Source organism: Streptomyces sp. A01 (genome assembly GCF_059026195.1).
Map to the genome: position 1 here is coordinate 206,198 of NZ_JBWLKN010000009.1, position 18,044 is coordinate 224,241.

Consider the following 18,044-nt stretch of genomic DNA (forward strand, 5'->3'; position numbering starts at 1 on the left):
GAGCCTCGATCCGCTCTCCTGTGCGGGGAGAGCGGAAGCCTTAATGAACCATTGTGGACTAGACCATTCGCCGCTGTCTACGCTTCGGCGCGGCCTGCTCGAACGGGTACGCGGGTAGGCTCGCCACGTGCCCTCCATGAACGACCTCGTACGCCAGCACACCGCTCTCGGTGATTCCGACCTTGAGTGGCTTCACCTGCTGGTCTCCGAGTGGCAGCTGCTCTCCGACCTCTCCTTCGCCGACCTGGTCCTCTGGGTGCCCACGCTGGACGGGACCCGGTATGTGTCGGTCGCCCAGATGCGGCCCAACACCGGGCCCACCTCCTATCAGGACGACATGGTCGGCCACCTCGTTCCCCGTGGCCGCCGGCCCATGCTCGACGCCGCCCTCGATGAGGGCCGCATCGTGCGCGAGGGGGACCCGGAGTGGCGGGAGGAGGTCCCCGTACGGGTCGAGTCCATCCCCGTCCGGAGGGAAGGCAGGGTGCTGGGCGTCATCGCGCGGAACACCAACCTGCTGACCGTACGCACCCCGAGCCGCCTGGAACTCACCTACCTGCAGAGCGCCTCCGACCTCGCCCAGATGATCGCCGCCGGGTCCTTCCCCTTCCCCGCGCAGCAGGTCGACATGGACGCCTCGCCGCGCGCGGGCGACGGCCTGATCAGGCTCGACGCCGACGGGGTGGTCCAGTACGCCAGCCCCAACGCGCTCTCCGCCTACCACCGCCTCGGTCTCGCCGCCGACCTGGTCGGCCACCACCTCGGCCAGACCACGGCGGAGCTGGCCCCGGCGCGCGGGCCCGTGGACGAGGCGCTGGTGAAGCTCGCGAGCGGCTGGGCGCCGCGCGAGTTCGAGGTGGAGGGCGAGGAGGGGGTCATCCAGCTGCGGGCCATCCCGCTCAAGCCCAAGGGCAACCACATCGGCTCGCTCGTCCTGCTACGGGACGTCACCGAGCTGCGCCGCAGGGAGCGGGAGCTGATCACCAAGGACGCCACCATCCGCGAGATCCACCACCGGGTGAAGAACAACCTGCAGACCGTGGCCGCCCTGTTGCGCCTGCAGGCCCGACGCATGGACTCCGAGCAAGGCCGCGAGGCGCTCAACGAGGCGGTGCGCAGGGTCGGTTCGATCGCCATCGTCCACGAGACGCTGTCGCAGAATCTCGATGAGCGGGTGGAGTTCGACGAGATCGCCGACCGGGTCCTCGCCATGGTCGCCGAGATCTCCCCGGGCAAGGTCACCGGCCGCCGCACCGGCCGCTTCGGGATACTCGACGCCGAGGTGGCCACCCCGCTGGCCATGGTGCTCACCGAGGTATTGCAGAACGCCCTGGAACACGGCTTCGGCCCGGGGGAGCAGGGCACGGTCGAGGTGGGGGCGGTCCGTGGCGGTACCCGCACCGAGGCCAGGCTGCTGGTGACCGTCCAGGACGACGGCCGCGGGCTCCCGGAGGGCTTCGACCCGCGGCTGGCGGGCAACCTCGGGTTGCAGATCGTACGGACGCTGGTCGAGGGAGAGTTGGGCGGTACGTTCGACATGCTGCCCGTGCCGACGGGCGGCACCCGTGTCATGCTCGATCTCCCCGTGCGCACTGAAAAGAGCTGAGTGTCCGTCAAGTGGCGCCGGGTGTCCGCTATCCGGCGAACGTGTCAGGAGTGCTCTGGGCGGCTGGGCGGAAGTGCGCGTCGCGTGAGGTACGCCACGTGAGGCGCACTGTGTGAAGGCGCTACGTGAGGCGCGACACATGAGGTGCATGAAGAAGGGCCAGCCGCTGCGGAGTTGTGCGGCGGGGCAGGCGCCGGGTGCGGGCGCCGGGTGCGGGCACAGCACTGAGCCCCGGACCCATCTGGTCCGGGGCTCAAAGCTCACTTTGCGTGCGAGCGCCGCCCGGGCGAAGCCTGGGGGAGCGTCGGGGGTACTGCGCGCTGCGGCTCGGGGGCCGAGGGGCTACATCAGGCGCTGGCGTTGCGCGCCCGGTTGCGAGCGGCGCGGCGCTTCATCGCGCGGCGCTCGTCCTCGCTGAGGCCACCCCAGACACCGGAGTCCTGGCCGGACTCCAGCGCCCACTGCAGGCACTGCTCCATGACGGGGCAGCGGCGGCAGACGGCCTTGGCTTCCTCGATCTGCAGCAGCGCAGGACCGGTGTTGCCGATGGGGAAGAAGAGCTCGGGGTCTTCCTCGCGGCAAACGGCGTTGTGACGCCAGTCCATGGCTGCTCCATCTCCTCGTATGACGGGATCGTTGCTTGTGAATGTGAACGCTTTCACGAATCCCTCCGCAAGGGAAGGGCCGCCGCCCAGTTGCACTGGTGCGGTCCAGGAGAATGAGGAGGAGGATTCGGGCTCTCAAGGGGGCCTTCGTGCGGCCGTCCCGATCGCCATGAAGAGACTCGCAAACCTCGGCGGCGGATACAACCCCTTCCGGAAACTTTTTTTTGATTCCTTGGTGTCGCCTCGGTCACAGCCGTACTTCCACAGGGTGGAGCCCAGGCTAAACGTTCGAGTGGAAGGAGTTTGGGGTCTGCCACTCACACAATCACACGCAGTGCATGGCGAACACCTGTGAACGTCACGCTTGTGCGCAGGCCCAGGTGGTCACCGTCCATCTGGAAGGGCAGCGGCGCCTGCGAATGCAAGGTGAAGTCCGTCAGGTCATGCAGTGTGACCGCGTGTTTGCCGTGCGGGCCGCGCTCCGGACTGGAGGTGAGCAGCTGGGTCGCGTAACGGGCGACCGCCGGAGTCGACAGTTTCGCCAATCCGAGCACGTCAAGGGCTGTGTCAAAGGACGCCTGCGGTGACGCGTAGAGCGGGCGGTTGCCCAGATAGGTCCACGGCGAGGTGTTGCAGACTATGGACAGCACCAGATCGGTGACCGGATCTTTGCCCGGCTGTTCGATCGTGATCTTGCCGTGTGTACGGTGCGGCTCGCCGAAGAACTGCCGGACGACCTGTCGCACGTACAGGGCATGGGTCGAACGCTTGCCGCGCTCCCGCTGCTGCTCCACGCGCCCGATCACACCGGCGTCGAATCCGAAGCCCGCGCAGAAGGTGAACCAGCGAGCGGGCACCGCCTCGTCCGGCGTCCCCGGCGTTCCCGCGGCCAGGCCGAGGCCCACCGTGCGCTCGCTGCCCTGGCGGAGCGCGTCCAGCAGCGCGCCGGTCGCCTCGACGACCTCGTTGGGCAGCCCGAGCGCCCGCGCGAAGACATTCGTCGAGCCTCCCGGCACCACAGCGAGCCGGGGCAGGTCCTGCGGAGAGGGGCCATTGTGCAGCAGCCCGTTGACGACCTCGTTGACGGTGCCGTCGCCACCCAGTGCGACGACCATGTCGCATGTGCCGCTCTCGGCCGCCCGGCGGGCCAGGTCGCGGGCGTGCCCCCGGTACTCCGTCGTGGCGACCTCCAGTTTGAGGTCGCTGGCGAGTGCGTGAATCAGCACATCACGGGTGCGGGCACTGGTAGTGGTTGCTGCCGGATTGACCACGAGAAGCGCGCGCATGCGATGCAGACTACCTACCTGCTGGTACTGCTCCCACCCCCTGGGTCGTTCTGAGGCCCAGCGGAGACCCTCGGTGCCCCTATGCCGCAGCGGCGGACGGTCTACCCTGCAAGGGTGAGCAGCAAGCAGAACCGCAGGCCCGCACGAGGCCCGAAGGCGGCCCCGAAGACCGCGTCCAGGACCGCCTCCCAGACCGCGTCCGGGACCGGCTCCCAGACCGCGTCCGGGACCGGCTCCAAGGCCGCGTCCCAGGCGGCTCCGAAGGCGGCGGACGAGACCGCGCCCAAGGCCCGCGAGGGGGAGCCGGCGGCGGCTCCCGAGGCGGCCGGCACGGCGGCCGGCGAGGCCGACGGCAAGGGAGGGCCGGACGCGGGTCCCCCGGCGGGGCCCCGGCGGCGCCGGATCACCGGGGCCGCGGCCATCGCCGCCGTCGAGGGCGTCCTGCTCCTCGCCTACGGCGTCTATCTGATGGTGATGGGCGTGGCCGGTGACCCCGACAGCCCGAAGCAGGCGGAGGTGCTGGCGGTCATGTATCTCGTCCTGGCCGCGCTGCCGCTGGTCGCCGCGCGCGGGCTGTGGCTGCGGCGCAGCTGGAGCCGTGGCCCGGCGATGATCACCCAGATCATGGCGCTGCCCGTGGCCTGGACACTGGTCAATTCCGGTGGCGCGCTGATCGCGCCCGGAGTGGTGATCGGCCTCGCGGCCATCGCGGCCCTGGCTCTTCTCGTCAACCCCACGGCGACCGAGGCGCTGGGCATCGGGCCGCGCGACGCGTAACGGCGGTTCGAGCGGTTCATCTCCGGTGGCGCGCGTCGCGCGCCACCGGGGCGGGCCGGTCAGCCGGATGAGGTACGGCCGGTGAGGCCGACGGACAGGGTCGGTACGGCATGTGGACGACGCGAAGACGCGCGCCTCGGAGGGCGAGACGCGCGTCCTTCGGTAGTGCGCACGGCTATCGGTCGCGCGCGGGACTTCCCCCGGCGCGCGGGATTTCGCCGCCACGGATGCGGCGGCGGCGCTGCTACTCCTCTACGAGGAGTTTCTCCCGCAGCTGTGCGAGTGTCCGCGCCAGCAGCCGTGAGACGTGCATCTGGGAGATGCCGACCTCCTGCGCGATCTGCGACTGGGTCATGTTGCCGAAGAACCGCAGCAGCAGGATCTTCTTCTCACGCGGAGGGAGATCCTCCAGCAGCGGTTTCAGTGACTCTCTGTATTCGACGCCCTCCAGCGCCTCGTCCTCCGTCCCCAGGGTGTCCGCGACCGCGGGGGACTCGTCGTCCGTGTCGGGGACGTCGAGCGAGAGCGTGCTGTAGGCATTGGCGGATTCCAGGCCCTCAAGCACCTCCTCCTCGGAGATGCTGAGATGCTCGGCCAGTTCGTGCACGGTCGGGGCCCTGCCGTGCCGCTGGGACAGCTCCGCGGTCGCGGTGGTCAGAGCGAGTCGCAGCTCCTGGAGCCGGCGCGGCACGCGCACCGCCCAGCCCTTGTCCCGGAAGTGCCGCTTGATCTCACCGACGACCGTAGGCGTCGCGTACGTGGAGAACTCCACTCCGCGATCCGGGTCGAACCGGTCGACCGACTTGATCAACCCGATGGTGGCGACCTGGGTGAGGTCGTCCAGCGGCTCTCCGCGGTTACGGAAGCGCCGCGCCAGATGCTCCACCAGGGGGAGGTGCATCCGCACGAGGTTGTTCCGCAGTTCTGCACGTTCCGGGGAGCCGTCGGGGAGTTCGCGCAGCTCTATGAACATCGCTCGCGCACCACTGCGGTCTTGTGGGTTGTGGTGCGGCTTCCGCTGCTCGTGCTGATGCTGGTCCATGTGGTCCGCCCGCTCTGGTCCGTCGCCAGCCGCCTCCGGGTCCGCGGGGTGCGGCCGGTCCGGCTGCTGCGGGATGGGCGGCGTGCGCACCCCCCGCGATGATGCAGTACTCACGGAGCCCCCCTTTCCGTCACGGCTGTCCGGGACCGGCGCCGCGCTTCTTGTGCAGGCTGATGCTGACCGTGCGGTCGTCCGCGACTGTGGAGTCCACCTCACCGGCCAGCGCTGAGAGCACCGTCCAGGCGAAGGTGTCGCGCTCGGGAGCGCGGCCGTCGGTGGTGGGTGCCGATACGGTGACCCGCAGCGCGTCGCCGACCAGGCGGAAGACGCAGCTGAGAACACTTCCGGGGACCGCTTGTTGAAGAAGGATCGCGCACGCCTCGTCGACCGCGATGCGTAGATCCTCGATTTCGTCGAGGGTGAAGTCCAAACGGGCCGCTAGGCCGGCGGTGGCCGTACGCAGCACCGACAGGTAGGCACCCGCAGCGGGCAACCGGACTTCTACGAAGTCCTGGGTCCCGGGCTCGCCTGCGATCTGGGACACCCTCACCTCCAAGGTGACACAAGCTGGTTGAGCTGATACGAGCGCCGGTCGTCAGCCCTTATGGTGGAGGGAGACATACCGGCGCGGCACATGGTTCGCCTGCGACGCTATCGCGATCTGTGGTCCCGTGTCGCCCGGACGGTGCATGGTCCGCCGAGGGCGAGTGCGGAATCAGAGCCTCACGACTGTCACTCATGGTAAGCCCATGAGTACGCACAGTGGCTAGGGGTTTGTGGGGGTCAATTCGAAAGAGATGTCGCCCCGTTGATCGTTTAGCTCTTCACGGCCAGCGCGGCCAGTTCGCGCAACGGCTCTCCGGTCAGTCGCCGCACCGTCCACTCGTCCATCGCCTCGGTGCCGATGGACTTGTAGAACGCGATGGCGGGCTCGTTCCAGTCGAGCACCGTCCACTCGCAGCGCTCGTATCCCCGCTCGACGCAGATCCGTGCCAGCTCGGCCAGCAGCGCCTTGCCGTGACCACCGCCGCGCGACGAGGGGCGTACGTACAAGTCCTCCAAGTAGACACCGTGAGTACCCGTCCACGTGGAGAAGTTGAGGAACCAGATCGCGAAGCCCACCGGCTCCCCGGCAGCCGCCGCCCCCTCGGCGGGCCCGGCCCCGGGCTCCTCGGCTATCAGCGCGTACACAGCGGGGTGAGCGCCGAAGAGCGCCTCGTGCAGCTGCTCCTCGGTCGCCCTGGCGGCTTCAGGCGCCCGCTCGTACTCCGCGAGTTCGCGGATCATCGCGTGGATGGCGGGCACATCGGACGGCAGCGCGGCTCGGATCATGAGACCTAAGGTAACCGGCCGCACCGACAACGCGGCGAACAGCCCTCCGGCAGGCAGCCGGCCGCACGCCGAAGCGGCGGCCTCGTCCTCAGACGAGGGCCTGGTCCCGGAAGCACCAGCGCCAGCTCTCGCCCGGTTCGAAGGAGCGCATCACCGGGTGGCCCGTCTCCGTGAAGTGCGCTGTGGCATGCCGGTACGGGGAGGAGTCGCAGCAGCCTACGTGCCCGCACACCAGGCATAGCCGCAGGTGAACGGGGTGACTACCGGTCGCGAGGCATTCCGGACAGGTCTCGCTCAGCGGGGCCGGTTCGGGGCGCGGCAGCTCGGGAACATGCGTGCACTCGCTCATGATTGCCAGGTTAAATCGCATCGCCGGACCGTGGTAGCCGCGGCGGTGCCCACGAGGAGGACGGGCGAGGCCGATGGACGTCATTCCCCTGCTCACCCTGGTCGCGGGCAGCGCGGCCATCGCGGGAGCCGCCCGTCGCACACCGGTGCCGGGGCCGCTGCTGCTGGTCGCCGCCGGGCTGGTCGCCTCGTACGTGCCCTGGGTCCCCACCTACGTCCTCGACCCGCACATCGTGCTGCCGTTGCTCCTGCCGCCGCTGCTGCACACGGCGGCCCTGGACAGCTCCTACCTCGACCTGCGTGCCAATGTGCGGCCCGTCGCGCTGCTGTCGGTCGGCTACGTGCTGTTCGCGACGCTCGCTGTCGGCTGGGTCGCGTATCTGGTGGTGCCGGACCTGCCGCTGACCGCGGCCCTGGTGCTCGGCGCGGTGATCGCCCCGCCGGACGCCGTCGCCGCGACCGCCATCGCCCGCAAGGCCGGGCTGCCCTCCCGGATCACCACGATCTTGCAGGGCGAGTCGCTGGTCAACGACGCCACCGCCATCACCGCCTACAAAGTGGCGCTGGCGGCTGCGGTCGGCGAAGGGGCGACCTGGAGCTCCGGCGTACGGGAGTTCCTGCTCGCCGCCGTGGGCGGCGTCGGCGTCGGGCTGATCCTGATGGTGCCCCTGCACTGGCTGCGCACCAGGCTGCGCGAGCCGCTGCTGCAGAACACGCTGTCGCTGCTCATCCCCTTCGTGGCGTACGCGGTGGCCGAGCAGGTCGGGGCGTCCGGCGTGCTGGCCGTCGTGGTCGTCGCGCTGTATCTGGGCCACCGGTCCTGGCAGGTGGACTTCGCGACCAGGCTCCAGGAGCACGCGGTCTGGAAGATGGTCTCCTTCGTGCTGGAGTCGGCGGTCTTCGCACTCATCGGGCTCCAGCTCCCGGTCGTGCTGCGCGGCCTCGGCGAGTACGGCATCGCGGAGGCGGCCTGGTACGCCACAGCCGTGTTCGCCGCGGTCGTGGTCGTCCGCTACCTGTGGGTCTTCCCCGCGACGTTCCTGCCGCGTGCCCTGTCCGCCCGGATCAGGGAACGCGAACCCGACACCGACTGGAAGGCGCCGGTCGTCGTGGGCTGGGCGGGGATGCGCGGCGTGGTCTCGCTGGCCATCGCGTTCTCGCTCCCCACCAGCGCGCACGGCGGCGACGACTTCCCCGCCCGGGAGCTTGTCCTCCTCCTCACCTTCACCACCGTCATCGGCACGCTGGTGGTCCAGGGGCTGACGCTCCCGTTGCTGATCCGCGCGCTGCGGCTGCCCGCACGCGACGCGCAGGCGGAAACCCTCGCGGAGGCCCAGGCGCAGAGCGAGGCGTCCCAGGCGGCCGAGCGCCGCCTGGCCGAGCTGCTGGCCGACGACCGCAACCAGTTGCCGCAGCCGCTGGCCGAACGGCTGCGCACCGTGATGGAGCGGCGGCGCAACTCCGTATGGGAGCGGCTTGGCACGGTCAGCGACGCCACCGGCGAATCGGCGGACGAGACCTATCGGCGGCTGTCCAGGGAGGTCATCGGCGCCGAGCGTGAGGTGTTCGTACGGCTGCGGGACGAGCGGCGGATCGACGACGAGATGCTGCGGACCCTGCTGCGCAGGCTGGACCTGGAGGAGGCGGCCGCCTACCGGGAGGAGGAGGCCGACTAAGCCGTGTCCGGCGGACCGGGCGGACCGGGCGGACGGGAGAGCGAGGGGAGTCCCTGTCCGTGCGCCGCGGAGTGCGGGTGCGTTGTGGCTGGTCGCGCAGTTCCCCGCGCCCCTGGCGGGGCGAATCCCTGTGCTGTGCGTGGTCTGCGGGGCCCTGTGGGCAGCCTGGTGGCGGGTATGCGTCGCCGCGGAGTGCGGGTGCGTTGTGGCTGGTCGCGCAGTTCCCCGCGCCCCTGGCGGGGCACCAGCGGAGGGGGCGCGCGGCTTGGCGCTGTTCAGGGGGCCGTGGCGGGGTCTGGGGCGGTGCCTGTCACTACGGCTGTGACCGTTGCGCCGGGAGCGAAGGCGCCTTCCTCCGCCAGCGTCGTCAGGCCGTACAGCAGCTTGGCGACATAGACGCGATCGAGGACAAGTCCGTGCCGATCGGCGAAATCGCGGGCGAACGCGTCGAGTTCCGGGGTGGTACGGGCGTAACCGCCGCAGTGGAAGCGGTCGTCCAGCGTCCAGTCACCGGTCCTGGCGCCAAAGGCGGCACGCTGCAGCCCGGTTATCTCCGCGTCGAGGAAACCGCCCCTGAGCACGGGGAACCCGATCGCGCGCGGCCCCACGCCAGGGCCGCTGGCCAGACCGGCCGCGAGGCCCGCCAGGGTGCCGCCCGTGCCGCAGGCCACCCCGACGACGTGCGGCCCGGCGACGGCTTCGGCGAGGTACGGGGCGCTCGGGGCTTGCAGGGCGTGCGGGTCCGCTTCCGGGCCGGGGGTGAGGGCTTCGCGCAGTTCCCTGCCGAGGGCGGCGCAGCCGGTCGCGGCCAGGGCGTTGCTGCCGCCCTCGGGCAGCACGTAGCAGTCGCCGAAGCGCTCGCGCAGCGCGTCGAGCACCTCGCGGTCCGTCTTGCGCCGATAAGTGGACCGGCTGACGAAGTGCAGCCGCATGCCGTCGGCGGCACACCGTTGGAGGGAGGCGTTCAGCGGCTGGTCGGCCAGCTCCTCACCGCGTACGACTCCGATGGTGGACAGACCGAGGAGGCGCCCGGCCGCGGCGGTGGCGCGCAGGTGGTTGGAGTACGCGCCGCCGAAGGTGAGCAACCGCCGCTGGCCCGCGCGGGCGGCGGCACGGAGGTTCGGCTCCAGCTTGCGCCACTTGTTGCCCGGTAGCTCGGGGTGGATGAGATCGTCCCGTTTGAGCAGCAGGCGGACGCCGTGCCGCGCGAACCGCGCGTCCCTCGTCTCCTGGAGCGGGGAGGGCAGCCGGGGCCGCAGCGCGTCGAAGCCGACGCCGCCGCCGGCAGCCGACGGCACGCGCGCGCGGGCGCTGGTGGCGGCGGGCGTGCCGGAGCGGTGGCCGGGCTGGGCGGCGTCGGCTTCGACGGGACGGCCGGGTTGGCGGGGGTGGTCGGGGCAGGGGTCGGGAACGGGCGCGGAGGCGGTGCTGCTCACCCGCCCATTGTCACGTGGGGTGCCTTGAGTGGCGTCTCGTGGGGTTCTGTGAGGTCTTCTCGCGGCTGTGCTACTTCAGCCGTTCGCGGATGCGCTCGCGCATGCCGGCCATGGTGAACCCCTTCGGGTCCACCTTGCCCGGCTGCCATTCGAGATGGCCGATGACCGACCGCTCGGTCCAGCCGTGGTGGCGGCAGACCGCCGCGGCCGCGCGTTCGATGGCCTCCAGCTGGGCGGCGGGCCAGGGGTCCTTGCCGTCGCCGAGGTTCTCGCACTCGAAGCCGTAGAAGTGCCGGTTCCCGTCGGTGTTGGCCTCGTTGTCGGGCGGCAGCCCCTTCTCCGCGATCACCGCTCGCAGCACGTCGTCGTCACCGAGCCCGGCGTGGTTGGCGCGGCCGTAGCCGACCAGATGCACGGTGCCGTCCTTGGTGATGACGCCGTGGCACAGCGGGCCCGGCAGGCTCGGGTGCCCGTCGCGGCAGATCTGCACGGTGCGCGCGGCGCCCGAGGTGACCGTGTGGTGGATCATCACGCCGTGCACCGGGCCCCAGGGACCCTTGTGGTTGCGGTTGTGATGCTCCCAGTCGCCGACTTCCTTGATCCGGATGCCCTCGTCCTTGAGGCTCTTGAGGAAGTTCCGCGCGGACATGGGTGGGGACATGACCGCCTCCGTTCTCGCACGACGGTCGCCGTTCGCGTCCCGCCTCTCTAGTCCTGCTTGTACCGGAACGTTCGCTGCTGGACTAGCCGTTCGGATATCGTGCGAACCGATCCGGCCGCCGGACACCCGGCGCGCGGCCCGCACCTCAGCGTTTGCGCAGGTGAGGGCACGCCTGGCGCACGATCCGGCGTGCGACGGCCGAGGTCGGCGCGTGGCGGACGAGGCGATCCGTCGGGCGCGGGACAGTGCCGGCTGTGCGGGCTCGCAGCCACCGCGCGGGCCGCCGCGTACGGCGTCGCCGTCGCTACGCCGCCGCCACGGTCGGGTTCACTGTCACGGTCACTGTCGTACGGCGATAACGGGGTTTTCCGGTTCTCGCAGGGTTGCTAGAGGGAGCGCGGTCACGTGGACTACCAGGCGGTGCTCGAAGAGGTGGCCGACGCCGTGCGGTCGCAGGTCGGCCACGGACAGGTGGCGCAGTACATTCCGGCGCTCGCCTCGGTGGGCGCCGACCGCTTCGGCATGGCGGTCGTGGATGTCGAGGGCGGGGTCTACGGGGTGGGCGACTGGACGGTGCCGTTCTCCGTGCAGAGCATCTCCAAGACCTTCAGCCTCGCGCTCGTCCTGGCCCATGGCGGCGAGGCCGTCTGGCAGCGGGTCGGCCGGGAGCCGTCCGGCAACCCGTTCAACTCGCTCATACAGCTTGAGTACGAGAACGGCATCCCGCGCAACCCGTTCATCAACGCCGGGGCGCTGGTCGTCACGGACCGGTTGCAGACGCTGACGGGCGACGCCAGCACCACGCTGCTGGAGTTCCTGCGTACCGAGAGCGCCAATCCGTCCCTCGCCTTCGACCCGGCCGTCGCCGCGTCGGAGACCGATCACGGCGACCGCAACGCCGCCCTCGCGCACTTCATGGCGAGCTACGGAAACCTCGACAACCCCGTTCCGACCGTGCTCCAGCACTACTTCTGGCAGTGCTCGGTCGAGATGAGCTGCCGCGACCTGGCGCTCGCGTGTGGATTCCTGGCCCGGCACGGGCTGCGCGCCGACGGCTCCCGGCTGCTGCCCCGGCGTGAGGCCAAGCAGGTCAACGCCGTCATGCTCACCTGCGGTACGTACGACGCGGCGGGTGACTTCGCGTACCGCGTCGGGCTGCCCGGGAAGAGCGGCGTCGGCGGAGGGATCATCGCGGTCATCCCGGGGCGCTGCACGCTGTGCGTGTGGAGTCCGGGGCTCGACACGCGCGGCAACTCGGTGGCCGGGGTCTCAGCGCTCGATCACTTCACGACGCTGACCGGCTTGTCCGTCTTCTGACCCGGCAGGGCCAGCGGAACGTGCGGAACGTGCGGAACGCGCAGGACGTGCGGAACGCGCAGGCTCTCTCCGTAGCGGGGACGTCACGGGCAGTGGATGACCTGTCCGGCGTACGAGAGGTTGCCGCCGAAGCCGAACAGGAGCGTCGGTGCGCCCGAGGGGATCTCGCCGCGTTCGACCAGCTTGGACAGCGCGAGGGGGATGCTCGCCGCCGAGGTGTTACCGGAGTCGATCACGTCGCGGGCGACGACCGCGTTGACCGCGCCGAGCTTGCGCGCGACCGGCTCGATGATCCGCAGGTTCGCCTGGTGCAGGACGACGGCGCCCAGCTCCTCCGGCGTGACGCCGGCCCGCAGGCACGTCTCGCGGGCCAGTGGCGGCAGCTGCGTGGTGGCCCAGCGGTAGACGCTCTGGCCTTCCTGCGAGAAGCGGGTGGGCGAGCCTTCGATGCGTACGACGTCGCTCATCTCGGGCATGGAGCCCCAAAGGACCGGCCCGATGCCGGGTTCGTCGGAGGCCACGACCACGGCGGCGCCCGCCCCGTCGCCGACCAGGACGCAGCTGGACCGGTCGGTCCAGTCGGCGACGGACGTGAACGCCTCGGCCCCGATGACCAGGGCCTTGGTGGCGGCACCGGCCCGCAGTGCGTGATCGGCGGTGGCCAGCGCGTGAGTGAACCCGGCGCAGACGACATTCAGGTCCATGACGGCGGGCGACCGCATCCCGAGCTGGGCGGCGACCCGGGCGGCCGTGTTGGGGCTGCGGCCTTCCGCTGTGCAGGTGGCCACGAGTACGAGATCGATGTCGGCGGGCTCAAGCCCGCTGTTGGCCACGGCCTTGGCGGCCGCGTGCGCGGCCATCTCGTCCACCGTCTCGTCGGGCGCCATGATGTGCCTGGTGCGGATGCCGACCCTGCTGCGAATCCACTCGTCGCTGGTCTCGACTATGGCCGCCAGGTCGTCGTTGGTGAGCACCTTGGCGGGTTGGTAGTGGCCGAGAGCCAGTACGCGTGATCCGGGCATGGGGTGCGCCCCTTCCTCTGAGCTGGCAGGTGTCCCTGAGCGCGGGTGTCGCTGAGGTCATGTGTCGCTGGGTGAGCGTCGGTGGCGCGGTGAGCGGAGTGTGCCCTGGCCGCGGGTATGCGGCGGGTAAGCGGCGGGTGTCGGCCGGGTGGAGCGAGGGTGGTGGGCGGGTCACCGATGCGGTGTGTACCAGTTTGCGGGCGGGGAGACGGCACACCGGTGTGTGATCCACCAACGTTCGGCGGCGAGATCTGGAGCCTTCTGCCGTCCCTGGGCGTGCTCTGCACCGTTCTGCGGACTTTAGTCGCTGCCCGTGCGGCCGCGGGGGCCCGCCCGTGGAGCGGCCGGCACCGCCGGCTGAACCACTGGCCGGAATCCTGGCCGGAACCGGCGTCCGGATGCGCCGAGGGTGGTCCGTCGGAGGCGTGCCTGCCTGGTCGGTGCGCGGTCGCCGGCGGCCGGCGTGTGCGCGCGGGTGTTCCGGCGTACGCGTGAATGTGTGGTTCGACACAGTGGCGAGACAATGCGCCGGGGTGCGGCGGGGAGCGGTGCGGTGTGCGACGGCGCGCGAGCGGCAGGCGGGTGCCCCGGCCGTACGGAACGGGCGGAGCGCGTACGGGGTGCCTTGGCGGTGTCGTACGCGCTCGGCCCGTACGACGCGCCTGAGCCCCTGCCCCCGGGGGCCGCGCTGGGCGGCCGCGAGGGGGCAGGGGCTCTGCGACTGGAGGGGCGGGCGGGGGTGGACGGAGCCGGTGGGTGGTTACAGGCCGACGTCGCGGCTGCGGATGTCGGCCAGTGATTCGCGCCGTACGAGCAGCCGGGCGTGGCCGCCCGTGACGGCGACCACCGGCGGCCTGCCGACCATGTTGTAGCCGGAGGCCATGGAGACCTGGTACGCCCCGGCGGCGGGGACGGCGATGAGGTCGCCGGGACGGGTGTCGGCTGGCAGCTCGACATCGTTCGCGAGGACGTCGCCCGCTTCGCAGTGCCGGCCCACCACGATCGTCGGGCAGGTCGCCGCGGTGGAGTGGCGGCCGACCAGGCGAGGCGCGTACCGCACTCCGTACAGCGCGGGCCTCGGGTTGTCGCTCATGCCGCCATCGACGGCGACGAACATCCGCTCGCCGGTCCGCTTGACCGCGAGCACCCTGTACAGCACCACACCGGCGGGGCCGACGACCGCACGGCCCGGTTCGATCGTCAGCCGGGGCACCGGCAGCCCGGCCGCCGTGCAGCTCGCGAGCAGTTCGGCCGTTACCCGGCTGCCGAGATCCGCCACGTCCAGCGCGGGGTCACCGGGCCGGTAGGCGATGCCGTGGCCACCGCCGAGATCGAGCTCGGGAAGGGCGACGCCGTGCTGGTCCCTCACCCGGGCGAGCAGCCCCACGAGACGGCGCACCGCCAGCAGATACGGCTTGGCGGACGGGATCTGCGAACCCAGGTGGCAGTGCAGGCCGACCAGCTCCAGCCGGGGCTGGTCGAGTATCCGGCTGATGGCGTGCTGGGCGGAGCCATCGGTGATCGAGAGGCCGAACTTCTGGTCGTCGGTGCCCGTCCGGATGGACGTGTGGCCACCGGCGGAGATCCCCGGCACCACGCGGACCATGACCTTCTGCCGACTTCCGGGCGTGACCTGGGCGGCCAGCCGGGCGATCTCGGAACCGCTGTCGATGACGATCCGCCCCACGCCGAGCCGCAGCGCGGTGTCGAGGTCGTGCGGGCTCTTCGCGTTGCCGTGCAGCACGATGCGGTCCGGCGGGAAGCCGGTGGTGACGGCGAGTTCCAACTCGCCCGCGGAGCAGACGTCCAGGCCGAGACCCTCCTCCTGCACCCAGTGCGCCATCGCGCGGCACAGGAACGCCTTGGCGGCGTAGATGACGTCCGCGTCCGGGAATGCTTGGCGGTAGGCACGGCACCGCTGGCGCACCTCGTCCTCGTCGATGACGTAGGCCGGGGTGCCGAACCGCTCGGCGATCTCAGTGAGCGGGACATCGCCGATGGCCACGTCACGCTCGGCCAGCGGCGTGGCCGAACGGGGCCAGACGGACAGCTGATGCCGCTCGTCGGCGGGGACGACGGTCTCGGCGCCGGGGACGGGCCCGGTGGCGGCGCCGGTGGCGCTGATGGTGGGAAGGGCGGTGGCTGGAGCGGTGTCCGGCCCCGCGTCGCGCGCGGTGCGCCGCGCGGGGACGGCTTGTGTCTTGGCTGACGCGCCGCTGCTTGTCGGTGTGCGCGGCGAACTCGGCGTATGCGGCGTACTTGCCGTGCTTGTCCTGTTGCCCGGCGTGCTGTCCGACGTGTCGGTTGACGTGTTGGTCGACGGGTTGGTTGACGTCGTGGTGGTTGACATGGCCGCGGCTCCTCAGACGACTCGTACGCCGCGGCGCGAACCGGCGCGCTCGCGCTCGCCGCTGGAGGCCCGGGCAGGAGCCGGGACGGAGGCGGGGCGGACCGCGGAGGACGGGGCTGCGGAGATGGGGGCGGGGACAGTGGCGGGGATGGGTGCGGGCGGCGCGGTCGTGTCAGCGCCGGTGGCCTCGCCTCGGGGGCCGCGCTCGCCGTCCGTGGTGGCCCCGGCCACCTCGGGGGCGCGGACCGCGAAGGGGTCGGGAGCGCGCGCCGCGAACTGCGGGTCCAGGGTGATCCGGGTGCAGCCGAGCGGGGCGGTGAGGGCGCGCAGCGCGGACTCGCCCAGCTTGATCCATCGTTGTTCGGTGCCCAGGGTGTCCGTCAACCGCCGCTCGCTGGTGAAGCCGACCGCGGTGCGCCCGCCGAGCGGCGTACGGAAGAGGCGAGCCGTAAGGCCCATGGGACCCGACCGGACCGGGACGAAGAGGCACCCGAGAGGTCCGGCCGGGACGGTTTCGCAGGGGTCGGGATCTTCCTGGTACGGGCTGTTGGTCATGGTTCCTCCTGAGGGAGAAGCAGAGGCCAGGCCCGTGTGCGGGGCCGGGGCGTGTCAGTGACGTTATGCCCGGTCGCGCGGGAGTGCGGCGGTTCCTGACGCGGCACTGACGGAATGGCGGCTTCCGTTAACGCGTCTCTAGCGTCCGGCTCATGGTCAGGGAGGGTCCGGCCCGGCGGAGGGGAAGCGCCCGCCCGGCGGTCGGTGAACCAACCGCCCCGAGTCGGGAAGTTGACGCGGCCGGAGCTCCACGGGGCGGCGTTCCGCGGTGTGCCGCCTGCGGATCGGCGCTCACGAGGCGGCGCTCTACGGGGCGGAGCTGACGGGACCGGGCGGGCACAGCCAGCGCGGATGGGCGCCGGGACGGTAGACGCTGAGCGGACGCGGTGGGAGCGGGTGGGAGTGGCGGGTTCAGAGCCAGCCGCTGCGGCGGAACGCGCGGTGAAGGACGTAGCAGAGCGCCGCCAGGGAGACGAGGGTGGCGGGGTAGCCGTAGGACCAGCGCAACTCGGGCATGTAGTCGAAGTTCATGCCGTACAACCCGCAGACCATGGTGGGCGTGGCGATGATCGCGACCCAGGCGCTGATCTTGCGCATGTCCTCGTTCTGGGCCACGGTCACCTGCGCGAGGTTGGCCTGGAGGATCGAGTTCAGCAGGTCGTCGAACGAGGCGATCTGTTCGGCGGTACGGGAGAGCCGGTCGGCCACATGCCGGAAATACGCCTTGATATCCGCATCGACAAGCTGCGGCGGCTGGGTGGAGATCGCGTGCAGCGGACGGTCCAGCGGGGCGACGGCACGCTTGAGTTCCAGCAGCTCCCGCTTGAGCTGGTAGATCCGCCCGGCGTCGTCCGCGCGGCTCGTGCGCCGGGCGGACGCGCGTCGCGGCCCGTGCTTCCCGGCGGGGGCCGGGCCGGTGCCGGAAGGCCCGTTGACCGTGCCCGTCGCGCCGGGTCCCGCGCTGTCGAAGCCGCCGATGCGGCCGGAGAAGACGTCCGTCTCGACCACGTCGATGTCGTCCTGCACGGCGGCGGTCACGGCGAGATAGTCGTCCACCGTGTGGTCGGCTATGGCGTACAGCACGGCGGCGGGGCCGTGGGACAGCAACTCGGGCTGGGACTCCAGGTATTCGCGTACGGGACCGAGCGAGCCATGGCCGCCGTGCCGGATCGTGATCACGAAGTCCGGGCCGGTGAAGGCCATGATCTCGCCGGTCTCCACCACCTCGCTGGTCGCGGTGAGCTGGTCGTGCTCGACGTAGCGCACGGTCTTGAAAGAGGCGAAGAGGGTGTCGTCGTACCGCTCCAACTTGGGCCGCTGGTGGGCCTGGAGCGCGTTCTCGACGGCGAGCGGGTGCAGGCCGAAGAGCTGGGCGATGACGGCGAACTCCTCGGGGTCCGGCTCATGCAGACCGATCCATACGAAGCCGTTGCCGGGGGTCGCCGTCGCTGACCCGGGCACCGCTTCGACTCCCCACCCCGAGTCGGCCCCCGCCTCTGTTCCCCCAGCGGAGCCGGACTCCGCGCCGTCCCCGGGCCCGGAGTCCGGCTCCGCGATCGCCGACGAACGGGCTGCTGGGACGGTGGGATGGGCCAGAGGAGCGGCTGTGGCACACGGTGACGCCGTGGCGTTGGAGGCATGGGAGACGGAGGAAGCCGGGGAGCTGGAGAAGCCGGACCATTCCGAGGTCTCGATGGAGCCGTTGTCGGCGCGTACCCGCGCGATCGCCTCGGCTGCCGAGCAGTCGCCCTGCTGCCGCAGCCCGTCCTTGTAGACCACGCAGTTCACCACGGCGCTGCCCAGCGGTGACCGCGCCGGATGGCTGAGGTCGACGCCTCCGGGGCGGCGGCGCCCCAGGCGGGCTCGGATGCTGTGGATCATCGACACGGTGGCTCCTGCGAAGGGACGGGACGCCCCAGTATGCCCAGCGCGCCGTCGGCCGACGGGCGGCGATGGCCGGAGCGGCGCGGCGGACGCCGCCTCTCCGGCACCACCCACCGGGGTGTCGGCCGTGCTCAGCGGCCTGGCGGA

The 18,044-nt window shown here is 71.2% G+C and carries 16 protein-coding genes; 4 read left to right on the forward strand and 12 right to left on the reverse strand.

Translation table 11 applies throughout. The features are described 5' to 3' along the window. The first annotated feature begins 136 nt into the window (after positions 1–136). Positions 137–1,606 (forward strand): sensor histidine kinase, encoded by a 1,470-nt coding sequence (locus AC5P1B_RS14980; protein ID WP_493887661.1) that lies wholly within the window; start codon positions 137–139, stop codon positions 1,604–1,606. Between the two features lie 347 nt (positions 1,607–1,953). On the opposite strand, the gene AC5P1B_RS14985 is transcribed toward AC5P1B_RS14980, so the two are convergent. Beyond that, entirely contained in the window at positions 1,954–2,211 is a 258-nt protein-coding gene (locus tag AC5P1B_RS14985) for a WhiB family transcriptional regulator (protein WP_003953983.1), read from the reverse strand. 317 nt (positions 2,212–2,528) lie between these two features. Next, positions 2,529–3,497 (reverse strand): diacylglycerol/lipid kinase family protein, encoded by a 969-nt coding sequence (locus AC5P1B_RS14990; protein WP_493887573.1) that lies wholly within the window; start codon positions 3,495–3,497, stop codon positions 2,529–2,531. Between the two features lie 114 nt (positions 3,498–3,611). On the opposite strand from AC5P1B_RS14990, the gene AC5P1B_RS14995 reads away from it, so the two are divergent. Continuing rightward, positions 3,612–4,274 carry a hypothetical protein gene (locus AC5P1B_RS14995; RefSeq protein ID WP_493887574.1) on the forward strand — a complete coding sequence of 221 codons (663 nt, stop codon included), beginning with the start codon at positions 3,612–3,614 and terminating at the stop codon, positions 4,272–4,274. Positions 4,275–4,518: 244 nt separating this feature from the next. On the opposite strand, the gene AC5P1B_RS15000 is transcribed toward AC5P1B_RS14995, so the two are convergent. The 4 genes from AC5P1B_RS15000 to AC5P1B_RS15015 all read right to left on the reverse strand — a co-directional run bounded on the left by AC5P1B_RS15000 (position 4,519) and on the right by AC5P1B_RS15015 (position 6,997). Continuing rightward, entirely contained in the window at positions 4,519–5,406 is an 888-nt protein-coding gene (locus AC5P1B_RS15000) for an RNA polymerase sigma factor SigF (RefSeq protein WP_493887662.1), read from the reverse strand. A gap of 40 nt (positions 5,407–5,446) precedes the next feature. Continuing rightward, on the reverse strand, positions 5,447–5,860 hold the full coding sequence (locus tag AC5P1B_RS15005) for an ATP-binding protein (protein ID WP_116213824.1): 414 nt from the start codon (positions 5,858–5,860) through the stop codon (positions 5,447–5,449). Positions 5,861–6,132: 272 nt separating this feature from the next. Continuing rightward, complete coding sequence (locus tag AC5P1B_RS15010) at positions 6,133–6,648, reverse strand: GNAT family N-acetyltransferase (RefSeq protein ID WP_493887576.1); 516 nt, start codon at positions 6,646–6,648, stop codon at positions 6,133–6,135. An 88-nt stretch (positions 6,649–6,736) separates the two neighbouring features. After that, positions 6,737–6,997: a UBP-type zinc finger domain-containing protein gene (locus AC5P1B_RS15015; protein ID WP_493887577.1), complete on the reverse strand. Its 261-nt coding sequence runs from the start codon at positions 6,995–6,997 to the stop codon at positions 6,737–6,739. Between the two features lie 73 nt (positions 6,998–7,070). On the opposite strand from AC5P1B_RS15015, the gene AC5P1B_RS15020 reads away from it, so the two are divergent. Next, positions 7,071–8,672: a Na+/H+ antiporter gene (locus tag AC5P1B_RS15020; protein WP_493887578.1), complete on the forward strand. Its 1,602-nt coding sequence runs from the start codon at positions 7,071–7,073 to the stop codon at positions 8,670–8,672. A gap of 275 nt (positions 8,673–8,947) precedes the next feature. Here the strand turns inward: AC5P1B_RS15020 and AC5P1B_RS15025 are convergent, their stop codons facing one another. Together AC5P1B_RS15025 and AC5P1B_RS15030 are read right to left on the reverse strand one after the other, a co-directional pair. Continuing rightward, positions 8,948–9,970 carry a 1-aminocyclopropane-1-carboxylate deaminase/D-cysteine desulfhydrase gene (locus AC5P1B_RS15025; RefSeq protein ID WP_493887664.1) on the reverse strand — a complete coding sequence of 341 codons (1,023 nt, stop codon included), beginning with the start codon at positions 9,968–9,970 and terminating at the stop codon, positions 8,948–8,950. A gap of 208 nt (positions 9,971–10,178) precedes the next feature. Then, positions 10,179–10,769 (reverse strand): N-acetylmuramoyl-L-alanine amidase, encoded by a 591-nt coding sequence (locus tag AC5P1B_RS15030; protein ID WP_493887579.1) that lies wholly within the window; start codon positions 10,767–10,769, stop codon positions 10,179–10,181. Between the two features lie 405 nt (positions 10,770–11,174). Between AC5P1B_RS15030 and AC5P1B_RS15035 the strand changes: the two genes are divergently transcribed. Beyond that, positions 11,175–12,086 carry a glutaminase gene (locus AC5P1B_RS15035; RefSeq protein WP_493887580.1) on the forward strand — a complete coding sequence of 304 codons (912 nt, stop codon included), beginning with the start codon at positions 11,175–11,177 and terminating at the stop codon, positions 12,084–12,086. An 83-nt stretch (positions 12,087–12,169) separates the two neighbouring features. On the opposite strand, the gene AC5P1B_RS15040 is transcribed toward AC5P1B_RS15035, so the two are convergent. The 4 genes from AC5P1B_RS15040 to AC5P1B_RS15055 all read right to left on the reverse strand — a co-directional run bounded on the left by AC5P1B_RS15040 (position 12,170) and on the right by AC5P1B_RS15055 (position 17,894). After that, positions 12,170–13,108: a beta-ketoacyl-ACP synthase III gene (locus AC5P1B_RS15040; RefSeq protein ID WP_493887582.1), complete on the reverse strand. Its 939-nt coding sequence runs from the start codon at positions 13,106–13,108 to the stop codon at positions 12,170–12,172. 760 nt (positions 13,109–13,868) lie between these two features. Then, positions 13,869–15,458, reverse strand: a complete 1,590-nt coding sequence (gene lysA / locus AC5P1B_RS15045) for a diaminopimelate decarboxylase (protein WP_493887583.1) — start codon at positions 15,456–15,458, stop codon at positions 13,869–13,871. A gap of 12 nt (positions 15,459–15,470) precedes the next feature. After that, entirely contained in the window at positions 15,471–16,013 is a 543-nt protein-coding gene (locus AC5P1B_RS15050) for an SAV_915 family protein (protein WP_493887584.1), read from the reverse strand. A gap of 411 nt (positions 16,014–16,424) precedes the next feature. Then, entirely contained in the window at positions 16,425–17,894 is a 1,470-nt protein-coding gene (locus tag AC5P1B_RS15055; RefSeq protein WP_493887585.1) for a magnesium and cobalt transport protein CorA, read from the reverse strand. Positions 17,895–18,044: the final 150 nt, after the last annotated feature.

Excerpts from the sequence above, each read along its gene's own strand:
- AC5P1B_RS14980 (WP_493887661.1), top strand. The coding sequence starts at position 137 with ATGAACGACCTCGTACGCCAGCACACCGCTCTCGGTGATTCCGACCTT.
- AC5P1B_RS14985 (WP_003953983.1), bottom strand. The coding sequence starts at position 2,211 with ATGGACTGGCGTCACAACGCCGTTTGCCGCGAGGAAGACCCCGAGCTC.
- AC5P1B_RS14990 (WP_493887573.1), bottom strand. The coding sequence starts at position 3,497 with ATGCGCGCGCTTCTCGTGGTCAATCCGGCAGCAACCACTACCAGTGCC.
- AC5P1B_RS15010 (WP_493887576.1), bottom strand. The coding sequence starts at position 6,648 with ATGATCCGAGCCGCGCTGCCGTCCGATGTGCCCGCCATCCACGCGATG.
- AC5P1B_RS15015 (WP_493887577.1), bottom strand. The coding sequence starts at position 6,997 with ATGAGCGAGTGCACGCATGTTCCCGAGCTGCCGCGCCCCGAACCGGCC.
- AC5P1B_RS15020 (WP_493887578.1), top strand. The coding sequence starts at position 7,071 with ATGGACGTCATTCCCCTGCTCACCCTGGTCGCGGGCAGCGCGGCCATC.
- AC5P1B_RS15030 (WP_493887579.1), bottom strand. The coding sequence starts at position 10,769 with ATGTCCCCACCCATGTCCGCGCGGAACTTCCTCAAGAGCCTCAAGGAC.
- AC5P1B_RS15040 (WP_493887582.1), bottom strand. The coding sequence starts at position 13,108 with ATGCCCGGATCACGCGTACTGGCTCTCGGCCACTACCAACCCGCCAAG.
- lysA (WP_493887583.1), bottom strand. The coding sequence starts at position 15,458 with ATGTCAACCACCACGACGTCAACCAACCCGTCGACCAACACGTCAACC.
- AC5P1B_RS15050 (WP_493887584.1), bottom strand. The coding sequence starts at position 16,013 with ATGACCAACAGCCCGTACCAGGAAGATCCCGACCCCTGCGAAACCGTC.
- AC5P1B_RS15055 (WP_493887585.1), bottom strand. The coding sequence starts at position 17,894 with ATGATCCACAGCATCCGAGCCCGCCTGGGGCGCCGCCGCCCCGGAGGC.